The following is a 16,115-nucleotide window of genomic DNA, read 5'->3' on the forward strand; positions in this document are numbered from 1 at the left end:
CCTACATGGAGCTTTTATGAAACTTCTTTCACCGCTCGCCCTGTTGACCCTTTGCAGCGTGCTGGCCACCCCGTTGATGGCAGACGAGGAAGCACCGGGGCTGACCGGTTGCGCCGCCAAGAAGCAAGGTATCGTCAACCAGATCGAATTGGCCAAGGTCCACGGCAATGCCGACCAGCAGGCCGGCCTGGAAAAGGCCCTGAGCGAAGTCGAAGCCAACTGCACCGACGCCTCGCTGAAGAAGGAACGGGAAAACAAGGTGCTCGACGCCAAGCACGAAGTCAGCAAGCGTCAGGCGGACCTCGACAAGGCCATGAGCAAAGGCGACCCCGACAAGATCAACAAGCGCAAAGACAAACTCGCCGATGCCCGCAAGGAATTGCAGAGCGCATTGGATGAGCTGGATAAGTAACGCAGCAACTTTTTGTGGCGAGGGGGCTTGTCGGACCGCCGCACCGCCCCGTTGGACTGCGAAGCAGTCCCAAAATCGCCGAATCGAACTCAATCAGATATTCCTGACTGCTCAAACAAACGACGGCTACGCCGTCGAACGGGGCGGTTCGGCGGTCCGACAAGCCCCCTCGCCACAGGTCATGCGTAGCGCCGAATCAATGATCCCGAAACGCCTTATGACAAGCACTGCAAGCATCTTCGACTTTCTGCACCGCCGGCCCCAGGTTGCTGGCCTTGTAGGGTTGAACCTGGCTGGCGATCACCAATTCACCGGTGGCGCCTTCAAGGTCGCGGGCCATTGCCTGAAAGCGTGTCTGTTGCTCCCAGACATCGCTCTTGGCGCTGGTGTGATCTTCCTCGCGCACTTGCGGAAAATGTTGCCACGGCTCACGGGACAACGCATCGAGCTTAACCGCGCCTTCGGCGAACTTCGGACCATCGAACGCAATGCGCCCACGCAACATGCCGCCCAGATCTTCACCAGTCTTGAGCATCTGCTTGAAAATGGCCTTGCGCTGGCCGAGCGGCGAGTTAGGGTCGATGCCGCCGCAAGCGGACAACGTCAGGCAGGCCAGCAATACAACAGAAAGTCTTTTAAGAGTCATGGTGGCTTCAAGTCACGGAAAACGGCGGCCAGTATCCTCGCGTCATCGGCAAAGACCAATAGCCCTATTATCAATAAGGGTTGCTTGAGCACATGGAGCGCTCAGGCAACCGGCAAAGGAATCACTCCATGAACAGCTGTTTCAAGGCATGGCGTCACAGCCTGGCCTGGACCCTGCCGATGGCGGCCCTGCTCGCAGGCTGCACCGGCGGCGACAACCAACAACCGAAAACCCACGCCCTGGCCACTTACTCCAGCGCCACATGGGAAGCACTGCCGGCGGTGTCAGACAACGACCTGCTCGCCGGTTTCGGTTCCTGGCGTAGCGCCTGCACCCGACTCAAGGCCGACCCGGTCTGGGGTGGTACCTGCGCCGCGGCTGCCAATGTGCCGCAAACCGCCAGCGACATTCGCGGTTTTCTTAAACAGAACCTCGATGTCTTTGGCCTGCGCGCCGCCAACGACAACCCCAACGGCCTGATTACCGGCTACTACGAACCGGTCTATCCCGGAAGCCTGACCCAGACTGGCGCTGCCAATGTCCCGGTCTATGGCGTCCCCGAGGACATGATCATCGTCGCCCTCGACAGCATTTACCCGGAACTCAAGGGCAAGCGCCTGCGCGGTCGACTCGAAGGTCGTGTGCTCAAGCCATATGACGATGCGGCAGCCATCGAAAGCAAAGGGGTCAAGGCGCCGGTCGTGGCCTGGCTGACCGATCCGATGAACCTGCAGTTCCTGCAAATCCAGGGTTCGGGTCGTATCCAGCTCGACAATGGGCGCCAGTTGCGCATTGCTTATGCCGATCAGAATGGCCATCCGTATCGGCCGATCGGCCGCTGGCTGGTGGAACAGGGCGAGTTGAAAAAAGAAGACGTGACCATGGGCGCTATCAGCACCTGGGCCAAGGCCAATCCGTCGCGGATTCCCGAACTGCTCGGCAGCAACCCCAGCTACGTGTTCTTCACCCGCAACCCGGACAGCAACGAAGGTCCGCGCGGCTCGCTGAACGTACCGTTGACCGCCGGTTACAGTGCGGCCGTGGATCGCAAGGTGATTCCGCTGGGCAGCCTGTTGTGGCTGTCCACCACCAGACCGGACGGCACGGCCCTGGTTCGCCCCGTGGCAGCACAGGACACTGGCGGCGCCATTGCCGGCGAGGTTCGGGCAGATCTGTTCTGGGGCACCGGCGATGCAGCCGGGCAACTGGCCGGGGACATGAAACAGCAGGGGCAGATCTGGATGCTCTGGCCCAAAGGTACGGCGCTACCACAAGTGCCGCAGGTGGCGGATGCGGAGAAGACAAAACCCTAAACCAGCGGTGGCTGCCAGATAGCTATCGCGAGCAGGCTCGCTCCTACATTGGAACGCACACTCCTGTGGGAGCGAGCTTGCTCGCGATGAGGCCAGCGAAAACCCTGAAGATCTGTCAGACCGACACCACAAAGAAACTCACGATCAACGCTATCCCCACGAACCACACCAGCGACCGCAGTGTCGCCCAGTCCGCCAGGTAGCAAATGATGTAGAGCAGGCGGCTGGTAATGAACAGCACGGCCAGCACATTGATCGTCACCAGTTCGGCATTGCCGGCCAGATGCGCCACGATCACCGCCGCGGCGAACGCCGGGATCACTTCAAAACTGTTCAGTTGCGCCGCGTGCGCCCGTCTGCCCACGCCTTCCAGAGAGTCGAGAAAATCCCGAGGGTCATGATTGTCTTTCAGCCTGAACCCGCCACTGATCTTGGCGACCCACGTACACACATACGGCAGGAAAATAGCAATCAAAATGCACCACAGAGCCACCGTCATAACGCCGTCCTTTCTTCAAGTTATTGAGAAACGAATTCCATCGGGGCGATCAAAACTTCATCACCAGTATCCCGATCATCACAAGGCTACAAGCGAGTAGCCGTGGCCCGCCAAACGGCTCTTTCAGGTAACGCATGCCAAACAGCACCACCAGAATTACGCTGATCTCGCGCAACGCCGCTGCCTCTGCAATCGAGCCCAGTTGCATCGCCCACAGCACCAGAGCGTAGCTGAACAACACGCAAAACCCGACGGCCAGGCCCAGTCGCCACTGCTCGCGCCAGAACAACATGAACGCGGGTCGTTTGCGCACCAACGCCAACAGCGGAAACGGCCAGGCACTGAGCAAAGTGACCCAGACCAGGTAATCCAGTGGATGGGACCAGCGCCGCAATGCCTGCCCGTCGATGTAGGTGTAGCAACCGATGCACAGGCCGATCAGTGCCACCACCGGCAACATCGACCACGGCAAACGCGCACCGCCGCCGCCCTGCCAGAGCAGGCACAGCATGCCGAACGGAATCAGCAGGATGCCGAAAATCTGCTGATGGGTCAGCACCTCCCCGGCAAAGATCAGCGTCAGCGCCAGCACCACCAACGGTGACAAGCCGCGCATCAATGGATAGACCAGCCCGAGGTCGCCGACCCGATAGGCCTGGATCAGCAAATAGCGATAGAGCAACTCGAACGCCGCCGATGCCAGGATCCACGGCCAGATCTCCAGTGGCGGCACGCTCAGGAACGGCAGCATCAGCACGACAAAGAGCAGCGCCACGCTGTCCATGCAGGCCACCACCAACAGTCGCTCGGCACTGAACTTGATCAGGGTATTCCACGCCGCATGCAACAGCGCCGCCACCAACACCAACGCCGTCGCAAGCACGGCACACTCCTTATTTTGTCCCGCCCCTCTGTAGGAGCGAGCTTGCTCGCGAAGGTCGTCAACGATGACGCGCGCATCCTGGATAAGCGCGGCATGCTTGAGTTTTTCGCGAGCAAGCTCGCTCCTACAGTGTTTGGGCAGAGAATTGATTCGCCATATTTCAGTGGCTGTTTATACTGCAAGCGACCACGCCGCACTCAGTTGCGCACAGACTAATTCCAATAAAAATTCTGCCCGGCCCGCTCTCATCGAGAACGGTCGTCGGCCTGCGTATGCCTGATCACAGCGTCAAGACTACCGACAGAGACCTTGTGCATGCCACTCGCTTTGCTTGCCCTCGCTGTTGCCGCCTTCGGCATCGGCACCACCGAATTCGTCATCATGGGTCTTTTACCCGACGTCGCCCGCGACCTCAGCGTGAGCATTCCCGATGCCGGATTGCTGATCACCGGCTACGCCCTGGGCGTGGTGTTCGGTGCACCGATCCTCGCCGTCGGCACCGCCAACATGCCGCGCAAGGCCACCCTGCTGGGCATGACGCTGATGTTCATCCTCGGCAACATGCTCTGCGCGCTGGCGCCGAACTACGCCACGCTGATGGCCGCGCGCGTAATCACGGCACTGTGCCACGGCGCATTTTTCGGCATCGGTTCGGTGGTGGCCGCTGGGCTGGTGGCCCCCAACAAACGGGCTCAGGCGATTGCCATGATGTTCACCGGCCTGACCCTGGCCAACGTGCTCGGCGTGCCACTGGGCACCGCACTCGGGCAATACGCGGGCTGGCGCTCGACCTTCTGGGCCGTGTCGGTGATCGGGGTTCTGGCGGCGATTGCACAATGGGTCTGGCTGCCGAAAAACATCGCGATGGATAAAGCCAACCTGGCCAGCGAGTTCAAGGTGCTGGGCAAGGCCAACGTGCTGCTGGCCCTGGGCATGAGTGTGCTGGCCTCGACCAGCCTGTTCAGTGTGTTCACTTACATTGCGCCGATCCTGCAGGACATCACCGGTGTCAGCCCCCACGGCGTCACCATCATGCTGCTGTTGTTCGGCGTTGGCTTGACCGCCGGCAGCATGCTCGGTGGTCGTCTGGCGGACAGCCGCTTGCTGCCTTCGCTGGTGGGCATGGCGCTGGCAGTGCTGGTGGTGCTGGCGGCATTCACGCAAACCAGCCATTCGGTGATCCCGGCGGCGATCACGCTGGTGTTGTGGGGGACGTTTGCCTTCGCCCTGTGCCCGATCCTGCAACTGCTGATCATCGATCAAGCCCACGAAGCACCGAACCTGGGTTCGACCCTGAACCAGAGCGCCTTCAACCTGGGCAACGCGGCCGGCGCCTGGATCGGCGGGCTGGTGGTGGCCAGCGGAGCCGATCTGGCAGACCTGCCCTGGACCGGCGCGCTGGTCAGCGGGCTGACTGTGTTCACTGCACTGTTCTTCATCTATCGCCAGCATCGCGGTGCGGTTGCGCTTGATGCTCCCACAGGGGATCTCGGTTAAATGTGGGAGCGACGGTGCGGCGATCCGACCTGCTCGTGATGAATGCACCGCAAATATCACTGAACGGCGTCATCATCCTTGAACTGGTCCTTGAACTGGTCCTTGACGTACTTGATCTCGGTCCGGCCGTGAGGCGCCGGCAAGCCGTCTTCACCGAGGTTCACGAACACCATTTTTTCAACGGTGAGGATGCTCTTGCGGGTGATCTTGTTGCGCACTTCGCACGTCAGGGTGATCGAGGTGCGGCCGAACTCGGTGGCCGTGATGCCCAGCTCGATAATGTCGCCCTGGCGCGAGGCGCTGACGAAGTTGATTTCGGAAATGTACTTGGTGACCACACGCTGGTTGCCCAACTGAACGATGGCGTAGATCGCCGCTTCTTCGTCAATCCAGCGCAGCAGGCTGCCACCGAACAACGTGCCGTTGGGGTTGAGGTCTTCGGGTTTTACCCATTTGCGGGTGTGGAAATTCATGTTCACTCCTGAGCGTCTTGCCGAATGATGCTGACCATCATGGCAGAGCCCGACCTGGAGCTCTATTGAGCATCGTCTATGGTCTCGATTACCGTTCGGACATTGACCGACAGAAACGCTTTGGAAGATCAGCATAGCCCGCTATAATCGCCACCGTTTCAAAACGGTCATCTTCAATTGCTACCGTTTCCCGCCACCTGTCCGAGGGGCGCTGCAGCAGGTTTGACCTGTCAGGCTCGGATGGGGCGTTGCCTGGCCTTCACTGACCGGACACTAAACGCACAACGGCGCCCATTCGCATACATTACGAATGGAGGCTCTTCATGAGCGCTGTTATCACGCCTGCAGATTTTAACGATTACAAAGTCGCCGACATGTCCCTGGCTGCCTGGGGCCGTCGCGAAACCATCATCGCCGAGTCCGAAATGCCGGCTCTGATGGGTCTGCGTCGCAAGTACTCCGAAGAGCAACCGCTCAAGGGCGCAAAGATCCTCGGCTGCATCCACATGACCATTCAGACTGCCGTGTTGATCGAAACCCTGGTTGCCCTTGGTGCCGAAGTGCGCTGGTCGTCCTGCAACATTTTCTCGACTCAGGATCAGGCCGCCGCTTCCATCGCCGCTGCCGGCATCCCGGTTTTCGCCTGGAAAGGTGAAACCGAGCAAGAGTACGAGTGGTGCCTGGAACAGACCATCCTCAAGGATGGCCAGCCTTGGGACGCCAACATGATCCTCGACGACGGCGGCGACCTGACCGAGCTGCTGCACAAGAAATACCCGGCCGTTCTGGACCGCGTCCACGGCGTGACCGAAGAAACCACCACCGGCGTTCACCGTCTGCTGGACATGCTGGCCAAGGGCGAGCTGAAAATCCCGGCCATCAACGTCAACGACTCGGTGACCAAGAGCAAGAACGACAACAAGTACGGCTGCCGTCACAGCCTGAACGATGCGATCAAGCGCGGCACCGACCACCTGCTGTCCGGCAAGCAAGCGCTGGTCATCGGCTACGGTGACGTGGGCAAGGGTTCCGCTCAGTCCCTGCGTCAGGAAGGCATGATCGTCAAGGTTTCCGAAGTCGACCCGATCTGCGCCATGCAAGCCTGCATGGACGGTTTCGAAGTGGTATCGCCGTTCATCGACGGTATCAACAACGGCACCGAAGCCAGCATCGACAAGGCACTGCTGGGCAAGATCGACCTGATCGTGACCACCACCGGCAACGTCAATGTTTGCGACTCGAACATGCTCAAAGCCCTGAAGAAGCGCGCTGTTGTCTGCAACATCGGCCACTTCGACAACGAAATCGACACCGCTTTCATGCGCAAGAACTGGGCATGGGAAGAAGTGAAGCCACAGGTTCACAAGATCCACCGTACCGGCGCTGGCGATTTCGACCCGCAGAACGACGACTACCTGATCCTGCTGGCCGAAGGCCGTCTGGTTAACCTGGGTAACGCCACCGGCCACCCTAGCCGCATCATGGACGGTTCGTTCGCCAACCAGGTTCTGGCTCAGATCTTCCTGTTCGGCCAGAAGTACGCCGACCTGTCGCCAGCCCAGAAAGCCGAGCGCCTGACCGTTGAAGTACTGCCGAAGAAACTCGACGAAGAAGTGGCCCTGGAAATGGTCCGCGGCTTCGGTGGCGTCGTGACTCAACTGACCAAGACCCAGGCCGACTACATCGGCGTGACCGTCGAAGGCCCGTTCAAGCCGCACGCTTACCGCTACTGATAGACCGGCTTTTCCTGTGTAGGAGCGAGCTCGCTCGCGATGGACGTCAACGATAACGCGTGCTGTCTGGATGAACGCGTTGCCTTGATGTTTTTCGCGAGCAAGCTCGCTCCTACAGGGGGCCAGCGTCCGCCTTATGAGTTTCCAAGGATATGACCATGTCCCAAGATCGTCGCTACAGCTTCGAGTTCTTCCCTACGAAGACCGATGCCGGGCAAGAAAAGCTGCTCGCCACTGCTCGCCAGCTGGCCGCCTACAACCCCGATTTCTTCTCCTGCACCTACGGCGCCGGCGGTTCGACCCGTGATCGCACGCTGAACACCGTGTTGCAGCTCGAAAGCGAAGTCAAAATCCCTGCCGCCCCGCACCTGTCCTGCGTGGGCGATAGCAAAGCTGACCTGCGCGGCCTGCTGGCCCAGTACAAGGCCGCCGGCATCAAGCGTATCGTCGCCCTGCGCGGTGACCTGCCTTCGGGCATGGGCATGGCCAGCGGTGAAATGCGCCACGCCAATGACCTGGTTGAATTCATTCGTGAGGAAACCGGTGATCACTTCCACATCGAAGTCGCCGCTTACCCGGAAATGCATCCGCAAGCGCGCAATTTCGAAGACGATGTGGCCAACTTCGTGCGCAAGGCCAAGGCTGGCGCCGACAGTGCGATCACCCAGTACTTCTTCAACGCCGACTGCTACTTCTACTTCGTGGAACGCGTGCGGGCGCTGGGCGTGAACATCCCGATCGTGCCGGGCATCATGCCGATCACCAACTACAGCAAGCTGGCACGTTTCTCCGATGCCTGCGGTGCGGAAATCCCGCGCTGGATCCGCAAGCAACTGGAAGCCTATGGCGACGACACCCAGAGCATTCAGCGCTTTGGCGAACAGGTCATCACCGAGATGTGCGAACAACTGCTGCAGGGTGGCGCTCCAGGGCTGCACTTCTACACCCTGAACCAGGCTGAAGCGAGCCTGGCGGTGTGGAACAACCTGAAGTTGCCGCGTTAAAAGACGTTAAAGCACGCTTAAAAGATCGCAGCATGCGGCAGCTCCGGTAGGAACTGTCGCAGGCTGCGATCTTTTGCTTTCAACGCACTATTAATGTGCGGCAATCCACGGAGTTAGAGCATCTGCGGTGAGTTTCTGGCTCTTTCCGGTTTCTCGTCGTAATCTCAGCCCATGCCTTTGATCACGCAGTTAATCGCCATGCTTGTCTTCACTTGCCTGAGCTTCACCGCCCGGGGCGAGAAGCTGCGCATTGTCACGGAACCCTGGGCGCCCTACGTATACGAAGACAACAACGGCAAATCCCTGGGCCTGGACTACGAAACCACTGCCATTGTCTTCAAGCGCCTGGGCATCGAAGTGGAGTGGCAGTTCCTGCCATGGAAACGCTGCCTGTCGATGCTTGAATCAGGCCAGGCCGACGGCGCGCTGGACATCTTTCACAGCGACGAACGTGATGCGACCCTGCTCTACCCCAGCGAACCACTGTCTGAAGTCCAGTTCGTGATGTTCTACGCCAACGAACGCCCCCATCCGTTTCGCACCCTCGATGACTTGCAAGGCCTGACCATCGGCACCTCGCCGGGTTACCTGTACAGCAAGGATTTCAGCGATTCGACGCTGTTCACCCGCGAGCCGGCCCCGACCCATGAAGCCAACTTCGGCAAACTGGTACGCGGACGGATTGACCTGCTGATCACCGACCGCCGGGTCGGCCAGCATTTGCTCGACGAACTGGGCATCCGCGACAAGATCACCGAAAACCCAACGATCATCAGCCAGCAAAGCCAGTTTCTCGCGGTCCGGCGCAATGCGGGCATGGATCTGCTGGTGCAGCGTTTCGGCGCCGAACTCAAGCGTTTCAAACGCGAGCCCGCCTACGCTGAACTGAGTGCCCGCTACGGCGCGGAACCGGCAGCCAGCGTGAAGACTGAAAAGGCCACGGCTGCCGCGGAAAAAACCGTTGAGCAGCAGGAAAGCGGCGCGCAGTGATAGCTCTGTTATACTCCGGCCTTCCCGCCAGGCTGACGCCCGGACGCTCGGAATCGTTAAAGGCATCTCAACCCCGCTACTGCGCAGCTTTCAGCCCGCGCGAGCGCTTGCAGACGAGCCTTCGAGACCCTGCAGGACCGGACGGGATTGCGTCCTCTTAAACGCCATTCGCGCCAGGCAAGACTCCCATTGGGCCAAGCCCTAACTAGAACAGGATTACTCATGTCCTTTGCTTCCCTCGGTCTCTCCGAGGCTTTAGTCCGCGCCATCGAGGCAGCGGGCTATACCGAGCCTACTCCGGTGCAACAGCGGGCCATTCCCGCCGTGTTGCAAGGTCGCGACCTGATGGTCGCGGCACAGACAGGTACTGGTAAAACCGGCGGTTTCGCCCTTCCGATCCTGGAGCGGTTGTTCCCCAACGGTCACCCGGACAAATCCCAGCGTCACGGCCCGCGCCAACCGCGCGTACTGGTCCTGACCCCGACTCGCGAACTCGCAGCCCAAGTGCACGAAAGCTTCAAGGTCTATGCCCGTGACCTGAAGTTCGTCAGCGCCTGCATCTTCGGCGGTGTCGGCATGAACCCGCAGGTTCAGGCCATGTCCCGTGGCGTAGACGTGCTGGTGGCCTGCCCTGGCCGCCTGCTCGACCTGGCCGGCCAAGGCAGCGTCGATCTGTCCCACGTGGAAATCCTCGTGCTGGACGAAGCCGACCGCATGCTCGACATGGGCTTCGTCCATGACGTGAAAAAGGTCCTGGCCCGTCTGCCGGCCAAACGCCAGAACCTGCTGTTCTCGGCGACCTTCTCCAAGGACATCACCGACCTCGCCGGCAAGCTGCTGCACAACCCGGAACGCATCGAAGTCACGCCGCCGAACACCACGGTCGAGCGCATCGAACAACGCGTATTCCGTCTGCCGGCCAGCCACAAACGTGCCTTACTGGCCCACCTGATCACCGCTGGCGCCTGGGAACAGGTCCTGGTGTTCACCCGCACCAAGCACGGCGCCAACCGCCTGGCCGAGTACCTGGACAAGCACGGCCTGAGCGCCGTCGCGATCCACGGCAACAAGAGCCAGAACGCCCGGACCAAAGCCCTGGCCGACTTCAAGGCCGGCACCGTGCGCATCCTGGTGGCCACCGACATCGCCGCTCGCGGCCTGGACATCGACCAGTTGCCACACGTGGTCAACTTCGAGCTGCCAAACGTCGATGAAGACTACGTGCACCGCATCGGCCGTACCGGCCGTGCCGGTCGTTCGGGCGAGGCGATTTCGCTGGTCGCCCCGGACGAAGAAAAACTGCTGAAAAGCATCGAGCGCATGACCAAGCAGAAAATCGCCGACGGCGACCTGATGGGCTTCGATGCCAGCACCATTGAGGCCGAAAAGCCTGAAGTACGCGAGCGTCCGGACATGCGCAACCCGCGCAATCCACGTGGTCCGCGCGGCGACGGTCCGAACGGCAGCGGTGGTGGCGGCGGTCGCAAGGACAAAGGCAAGGACAAGGGCAAGGAAAAACCGGCCGGCGAACGCGGCGAGCGCCCTGCCCGTCAGCAGAAGCCACGTGAAGGCACTCCGGCTCGCGAACAGCGTCCGTCGCAGCCTCCTCGTGCCGCCGCTGACCGTGCCCCGGACGAGTTCCTGGACGACGATATCGATAACTTCGGTAACCGCGTCGACTACGTGCCGCAGCAGAAACCCGCACAAGGCCGTGGACGCCGTCCGGGTGCTCCGGCACAAGGCACTGCGGCAGGTTCGGGCGCTCCACGCTCCGGCAAGCCGCAAGGTCGCCAGAACGGTCCGCGCAACAGCGATGGCGCCAGCACCGGCACCCCACCGGCCAAGCGTAGCGGTCCTCGCAGTGGCGCACCGCGCGACGGCCAGGCCCGCCGCGAAGATTCGCGCAATCGCCGTCCGGCCCGTGACGAACAGCCGCGTTCGGAACCTGCCGTGCAGAACCCGCGCGGCCCTGCGCCGAAGATCATGCACAAGGAGTCGAAGGCTGACCGCTTCCCGACACCTGAGCAGCTGGATCAACTGCCAAGCCGTCCTCGTGGTGAGAAACCAGCGCTGCTGACCCGCAATCGCTGAGTTATCGCTGTAATAAAAAATGCCCCGGTTCGTGAGAACCGGGGCATTTTTTATGGCTGATGTAAAACCCTGTAGGAGCGAGCCTGCTCCGGGCGGCGTTCCGACGATGGTCGTCAACGATAACGCTGGAAGCCTGACGCTCCGCGGCGCTCTCAGGTCTATCGCGAGCAGGCTCGCTCCTACAGTCTCAGCATTACTTCGCTTTTACACCTTCAAAGGTCACGTACATCTCAACCGCATCGGACGATGGGCCCAGGTCTTTCTGCTTGCCGAAATCGGAACGCTTGAGGCTGAAAGTACCCTCAAAGCCTGCACGGTAGCCGCCCCATGGATCCTTGCCTTCGCCCAGGAAAGTGGCCTTGACCACGATTGGCTTGGTCACGCCGAGGATCGTCAGGTCGCCAGCTACGTCAGCAGTGTCCTTGCCAGCGGCGTTTTTGCCGGTGGGTTTGACGCTGGTGGAAACAAACTTGGCTTTGCTGGCGTTCAGGAAGTCTTTGCTGGCGATGTGCTTGTCGCGCTCGGCGTTGTTGGTGAACACGCTGGCGGTGTTCACGTTGAACTCGATCTTGCTGTCTTCAGGCTTGGCAGCGTCGAAGCTGAACTTGCCGTCGATGTCCTTGAAAGTACCGGTGATGAAGCTGTAGCCCAGGTGGCTGACCTTGAAGTCAACGAAGGCGTGCTGGCCTTCTTTGTCGACCACGTAGTCAGCGGCCATTACGTTACCGGCGGACAACAGGGCCGAACCGATTGCCAGAGCGGCCAGAGTCTTTTTCAACATGCTTTGTTTTCCTTTGGAGTCGAGGTTGAACTTCAGGAGTTGCGACCCAGCATTCGCTTGAGGGTCACATCACGATCGATAAAGTGGTGCTTCAATGCTGCCAACGCATGGAGTCCGGAAAAAATTACCAGTACCCACGCCAGATAGAGGTGAATCACGCCAGCGGTATCTGCCTGGTCCGGCAGTCCGGATACCAGCGCAGGGACTTCGAACAAGCCGAACACCGGGATACCGACACCTTCTGCGGTGGAAATCAGGTAACCGGCAATCAACACGGCAAACAGACTGAGGTACAGAAAGCCATGGCCGAACCTGGCACCGAGGCGCGTCATGCGGCTGTAGCTGGACAGGGTCGGTGGCGGTGGGCTGATGAAGCGCCACAGCACCCGCAGCAACATCACACCCAGCAACACCAGGCCGATGCTCTTGTGCAGGTCCGGCGCGTCTTTGCGCCAGGTGCTGTAGTAGTCGAGCCCGACCATCCACAACCCAAGCGCGAAAAGACCGAAGACCGCCAGTGCCACCGCCCAGTGAATGACGATACTGACCCAGCCGTAGCGGGAGGTAGAGTTACGTAGCTGCATTGCCTAGATCCTGTAAGTGCTGGCCCAAGACTATCGAGTTATCTATCGAATTAAAGCGGAAAAATTTGCTTTGAAATATCGAAAAATGCGATCAAGAGTCTGAAGCCTGCGAGTTAAGGAAAGATTAAAGGCGAAATTGTGAGAAAAAGTGAATACAAATCAGAGAACACCTGTATCAAAAGGTTTATTCGATTCTGGTCCAGGTTTTTCTCCAGGCAAAAAAAGCGCGGCCCTTGAGCCGAATGCTGATCGGTTAAGGATTTTGTGGGAGCGAGCCTGCTCGCGATGGACTCAAGAGCACCGCGGGTACCCAGTGGGTCTGCATCATCGTTAACGACCATCGCGAGCAAGCTCGCTCCTACAATGAGTAACGGCGCAACCTTCACCGATCCAGAGCCCCTGATGGCTGCCATTGCCTTTTCTATTTCACGCTAGCCTGTGATGTAGGTTTTTTAGAAAAGATATAAATATGTATAGCTACTTCCGATTTTTAACTTGATTGAATGAGGGTTCAACAACTCATTGATTAAGGAAAAAACATGGCTATTACTTACACCCCATTTCAAGCAAATGGCTCGCCATTGCTGCCTCCCAATCAAAGGATGTCACCGGGGCAGTACCTTATGTCCGCGAACGGACGCTTTAGATTGATATTGCAAGCTGATGGAAATCTGGTCATTAAGGATGGTGAAGCTGTAATCTGGGTTGCAGATAGCAATCAGCTTTATAACCGAACTACATATCCGAAAAGAATGCGGGAGCCTCTAATGTTTGTAATCAGCAATAGTGGTTTTCTCTATGACCCGTCCAGAAGGCGTTTATGGATTGCTGAAAGCACCCATAGCATTGATAAATCGCTTTGGTACAACACTTGTATGGTTATTCAAGATGATGGGAATTTGGTCATTTACGATCAGCGTACAGGAAGTCTGTGCTGGGCCCGCTATGGATTCGTCCCTAGTCGCATTTCAAAGCCAAATCCGGTCAAGATTTTATTTGAAGACAAGGAAATTAAAACTTGGAAATTCTCATTAGGCCCTCTTTAACCATGCAAACTATTTACACCCTTAAGAACTTTTGAAAACCGGAGGCGGCTGTAAACAATCAGGATCGTACGGATTTATCTGGCATTTATAGGCCAGCTCATGGCCGTATCCCTTAGGAAACCATTCACTACTTACACAGCCAGAAAGTGCTATAAACATGATTATTACTGCTAGTGTTTTCATACATCCTCCCGTTATCTGAAGAACATAAAGTCAAATATCATGATCCAGCTATCATTTCGTTCCGAATCATTTGTGGGAGGCTTCTGATACATCGCAGCAGCATGTAGGACCGCGCAGCAAAAACCGGACGCTTCATGTTTGATGGCAAAAAAAAGCGCGACCCTGGGGTCGCGCTTTTTTACACCTGAACGTTACTGAGCCTTGGTCACAGTGTCCGTCGCAGGTTTGGCCGCCGGCTTCTTCACCGCCTCGGCCTTCTTCACCGGAGCCTTGGCCGGGGCTTTTTTCGCCTCAGTCCTGGCAACCGATTTCGCCGGAGCCTTCTTGGCCGGCTCGGCTTTTGCCGGGGTTGCTGGCTTCGGTGCTTCGACCGGAGCCGCTGCAACGGCCGGGGCGGGTGCTGGCACAGGAGCAGGTGCTACCGGCTCAGGTGCTTTGACTGGCTCTGGCTTCTTCTCGTCATCCGAGCCCCCGAACAAGTTGCTGAAGAAGTTGCCCTTCTTCGCCGCAACCGCGCCAGCACCCGCCGCCGCAGCTGCCGAAACCACTTTCGCCGGTTCGAACGACTTGCCCGCTGCCAAATCTTCTACCTGGCCAGCTGCACGCTGGCCGGTGCGCAGCGCACCTTCCAGAGTGCCCGGATACAAGGTGTCGGTGTGTTCGCCAGCAAAGGCTACACGCTGAATCGGACGTTCCCACAGACGCCAGAACTTGCTGATCTGGCCTGGGCCGAACGCCAGGTAAGCGCCACCCATCGACGGGTCGGTGCTGTAGCGACGAATTTCATAACCGGTGAACGAGCCACGGGCCTGTGGATAAAAAGCGTGCAGGCGAATCAGTACCTGATCGGCCATCTGCTTGTCGCCGAACGCCTGCATGACGCGGGCGTTGTCGCCGGACAGGTTGATCACAACGTTGGCACCGCCCTTCAGGGCAGGCTCGACCCACAACATCCCCAGGCCGGTGTTGCTGTAGATCTCGCCGGACATGCGCGCCTTGCTTTCCCACACCGGCGTCTTGAACTTGAGCATGATCTGGTCGCGCCAACCGTAGTTGGTGCCCTTGATCGCCGCCAGGTGCTGGGCGTCCAGCGCCGGGGTCATCTGGATCTTGTTCAGGGCGCGCAACGGCACGGCCAATACAACGTAGTCAGCTTTATAACCGACACCGTCGACTTTGACGGTCACGCCGTCCTTGTCCTGAATGATCGCCGAGACCGGGGAGCTGGTCTTGATGGTTTTCAGCTGCTTGACGAAGGCCTGGCCCAGCACCGTGCTGCCGCCGACCAGGCGCGAAGCACGCAGGTCACGATCGGAGACGCCACGGTAGACGCGGCTCTGCTGCGCGAAGTACAGCAGCGACAGGCGCGAAGGTTCGTCGTAGCGGGTGCGGATCTGCTGGTTGATCAACTGGCGAGCGGTGGCCGGCAGGTTCTGCTTGTCGAGCCAGTTCGACACGTTGATCTGATCCAGCGCGTGCAGCGTGTTGTTGGCGGCCGGGTTCTGCGGGTCGTCGATCGAGCGCGCCAGATCGTCCACGGTCTTGTCGAAGCGCTTGAGCGCCTCGGCGGTGGCCGGCTGCTTGGTCGCAAGGTCAGCGGCGGAGAAATACTCGCCATCGATCAGGTAGCTTGGGGTCCGCACGAATTCAGGAGCCGGCGTGGTGCTCAGCTTGAAGTTCGAGACGTACTTGTTCAGTACCGGTTGGGCCTTGTCGTTGCCGATCCACTCGCTGGTGGCCATGCCGGAACGGCCGCCCAGGCTCGACTTGGCTTCCAGCAGGGTGACCTGCCAGCCTTTGTTCTGCAGCTCGTACGCGGCAGTCAGGCCCGACAGGCCGCCGCCGATCACTATCGCGGTTTTATCCTTGGCCAGCGCAGACACGCTGAACAGCCCCAACATCACCAGCGCACAGGCGCGCAGCCAACCGACAGACATTCAGCGAACTCCGGAATCACACGAGGAAAACAGCAGTTTTTGC

15 protein-coding genes and 1 riboswitch are annotated in these 16,115 nt (G+C 59.2%); of the genes, 8 read left to right on the forward strand and 7 right to left on the reverse strand.

What is annotated here, in order from left to right; translation table 11 throughout:
* Positions 1-16: 16 nt before the first annotated feature.
* Positions 17-412 carry a DUF1090 domain-containing protein gene (locus AC3IX1_RS26675; RefSeq protein WP_489386385.1) on the forward strand — a complete coding sequence of 132 codons (396 nt, stop codon included), beginning with the start codon at positions 17-19 and terminating at the stop codon, positions 410-412.
* 196 nt (positions 413-608) lie between these two features.
* Here AC3IX1_RS26675 and AC3IX1_RS26680 read toward each other — a convergent pair whose 3' ends face one another.
* Positions 609-1,058, reverse strand: coding sequence for a c-type cytochrome (locus tag AC3IX1_RS26680; RefSeq protein WP_056726531.1), 450 nt, complete (start codon positions 1,056-1,058; stop codon positions 609-611).
* 128 nt (positions 1,059-1,186) lie between these two features.
* Here AC3IX1_RS26680 and mltA point away from each other — a divergent pair, with 128 nt between their 5' ends.
* Positions 1,187-2,371, forward strand: coding sequence for a murein transglycosylase A (gene mltA, locus AC3IX1_RS26685; RefSeq protein ID WP_489386386.1), 1,185 nt, complete (start codon positions 1,187-1,189; stop codon positions 2,369-2,371).
* Between the two features lie 115 nt (positions 2,372-2,486).
* On the opposite strand, the gene AC3IX1_RS26690 is transcribed toward mltA, so the two are convergent.
* Positions 2,487-2,870 (reverse strand): MAPEG family protein, encoded by a 384-nt coding sequence (locus AC3IX1_RS26690; RefSeq protein ID WP_489386387.1) that lies wholly within the window; start codon positions 2,868-2,870, stop codon positions 2,487-2,489.
* Positions 2,871-2,919: 49 nt separating this feature from the next.
* Positions 2,920-3,753 carry an EamA family transporter gene (locus AC3IX1_RS26695; RefSeq protein ID WP_489386388.1) on the reverse strand — a complete coding sequence of 278 codons (834 nt, stop codon included), beginning with the start codon at positions 3,751-3,753 and terminating at the stop codon, positions 2,920-2,922.
* Positions 3,754-4,068: 315 nt separating this feature from the next.
* On the opposite strand from AC3IX1_RS26695, the gene AC3IX1_RS26700 reads away from it, so the two are divergent.
* Positions 4,069-5,250 (forward strand): MFS transporter, encoded by a 1,182-nt coding sequence (locus AC3IX1_RS26700; RefSeq protein ID WP_489386389.1) that lies wholly within the window; start codon positions 4,069-4,071, stop codon positions 5,248-5,250.
* Positions 5,251-5,306: 56 nt separating this feature from the next.
* Here AC3IX1_RS26700 and AC3IX1_RS26705 read toward each other — a convergent pair whose 3' ends face one another.
* Positions 5,307-5,723: an acyl-CoA thioesterase gene (locus AC3IX1_RS26705; protein ID WP_489386390.1), complete on the reverse strand. Its 417-nt coding sequence runs from the start codon at positions 5,721-5,723 to the stop codon at positions 5,307-5,309.
* Between the two features lie 197 nt (positions 5,724-5,920).
* Positions 5,921-6,023: riboswitch (S-adenosyl-L-homocysteine riboswitch) on the forward strand.
* Between the two features lie 23 nt (positions 6,024-6,046).
* Here AC3IX1_RS26705 and ahcY point away from each other — a divergent pair.
* From ahcY to rhlE2, 4 genes are all read left to right on the forward strand, one after another.
* The gene (gene ahcY / locus AC3IX1_RS26710) at positions 6,047-7,456 is read left to right on the forward strand and encodes an adenosylhomocysteinase (protein WP_489386391.1); all 1,410 of its coding nucleotides are present in this window, start codon (positions 6,047-6,049) and stop codon (positions 7,454-7,456) included.
* A 158-nt stretch (positions 7,457-7,614) separates the two neighbouring features.
* Complete coding sequence (gene metF / locus AC3IX1_RS26715; RefSeq protein WP_056726523.1) at positions 7,615-8,460, forward strand: methylenetetrahydrofolate reductase [NAD(P)H]; 846 nt, start codon at positions 7,615-7,617, stop codon at positions 8,458-8,460.
* A 171-nt stretch (positions 8,461-8,631) separates the two neighbouring features.
* The gene (locus AC3IX1_RS26720) at positions 8,632-9,450 is read left to right on the forward strand and encodes a substrate-binding periplasmic protein (RefSeq protein ID WP_489386392.1); all 819 of its coding nucleotides are present in this window, start codon (positions 8,632-8,634) and stop codon (positions 9,448-9,450) included.
* 222 nt (positions 9,451-9,672) lie between these two features.
* On the forward strand, positions 9,673-11,541 hold the full coding sequence (rhlE2, locus tag AC3IX1_RS26725; protein WP_489386393.1) for an RNA helicase RhlE2: 1,869 nt from the start codon (positions 9,673-9,675) through the stop codon (positions 11,539-11,541).
* 193 nt (positions 11,542-11,734) lie between these two features.
* Here the strand turns inward: rhlE2 and AC3IX1_RS26730 are convergent, their stop codons facing one another.
* Both AC3IX1_RS26730 and AC3IX1_RS26735 read right to left on the reverse strand, forming a co-directional pair.
* The gene (locus AC3IX1_RS26730; protein ID WP_150755123.1) at positions 11,735-12,322 is read right to left on the reverse strand and encodes a YceI family protein; all 588 of its coding nucleotides are present in this window, start codon (positions 12,320-12,322) and stop codon (positions 11,735-11,737) included.
* Positions 12,323-12,354: 32 nt separating this feature from the next.
* Positions 12,355-12,906, reverse strand: coding sequence for a cytochrome b (locus AC3IX1_RS26735; protein WP_489386394.1), 552 nt, complete (start codon positions 12,904-12,906; stop codon positions 12,355-12,357).
* A gap of 539 nt (positions 12,907-13,445) precedes the next feature.
* Between AC3IX1_RS26735 and llpB the strand changes: the two genes are divergently transcribed.
* Positions 13,446-13,952: a lectin-like bacteriocin LlpB gene (gene llpB / locus AC3IX1_RS26740; RefSeq protein ID WP_489386395.1), complete on the forward strand. Its 507-nt coding sequence runs from the start codon at positions 13,446-13,448 to the stop codon at positions 13,950-13,952.
* Between the two features lie 374 nt (positions 13,953-14,326).
* On the opposite strand, the gene AC3IX1_RS26745 is transcribed toward llpB, so the two are convergent.
* Positions 14,327-16,072, reverse strand: a complete 1,746-nt coding sequence (locus AC3IX1_RS26745) for an FAD-dependent oxidoreductase (RefSeq protein ID WP_489386396.1) — start codon at positions 16,070-16,072, stop codon at positions 14,327-14,329.
* Positions 16,073-16,115 lie beyond the last annotated feature (43 nt).

The sequence above is a fragment of the Pseudomonas sp. KH_046_2 genome (genome assembly GCF_057838985.1).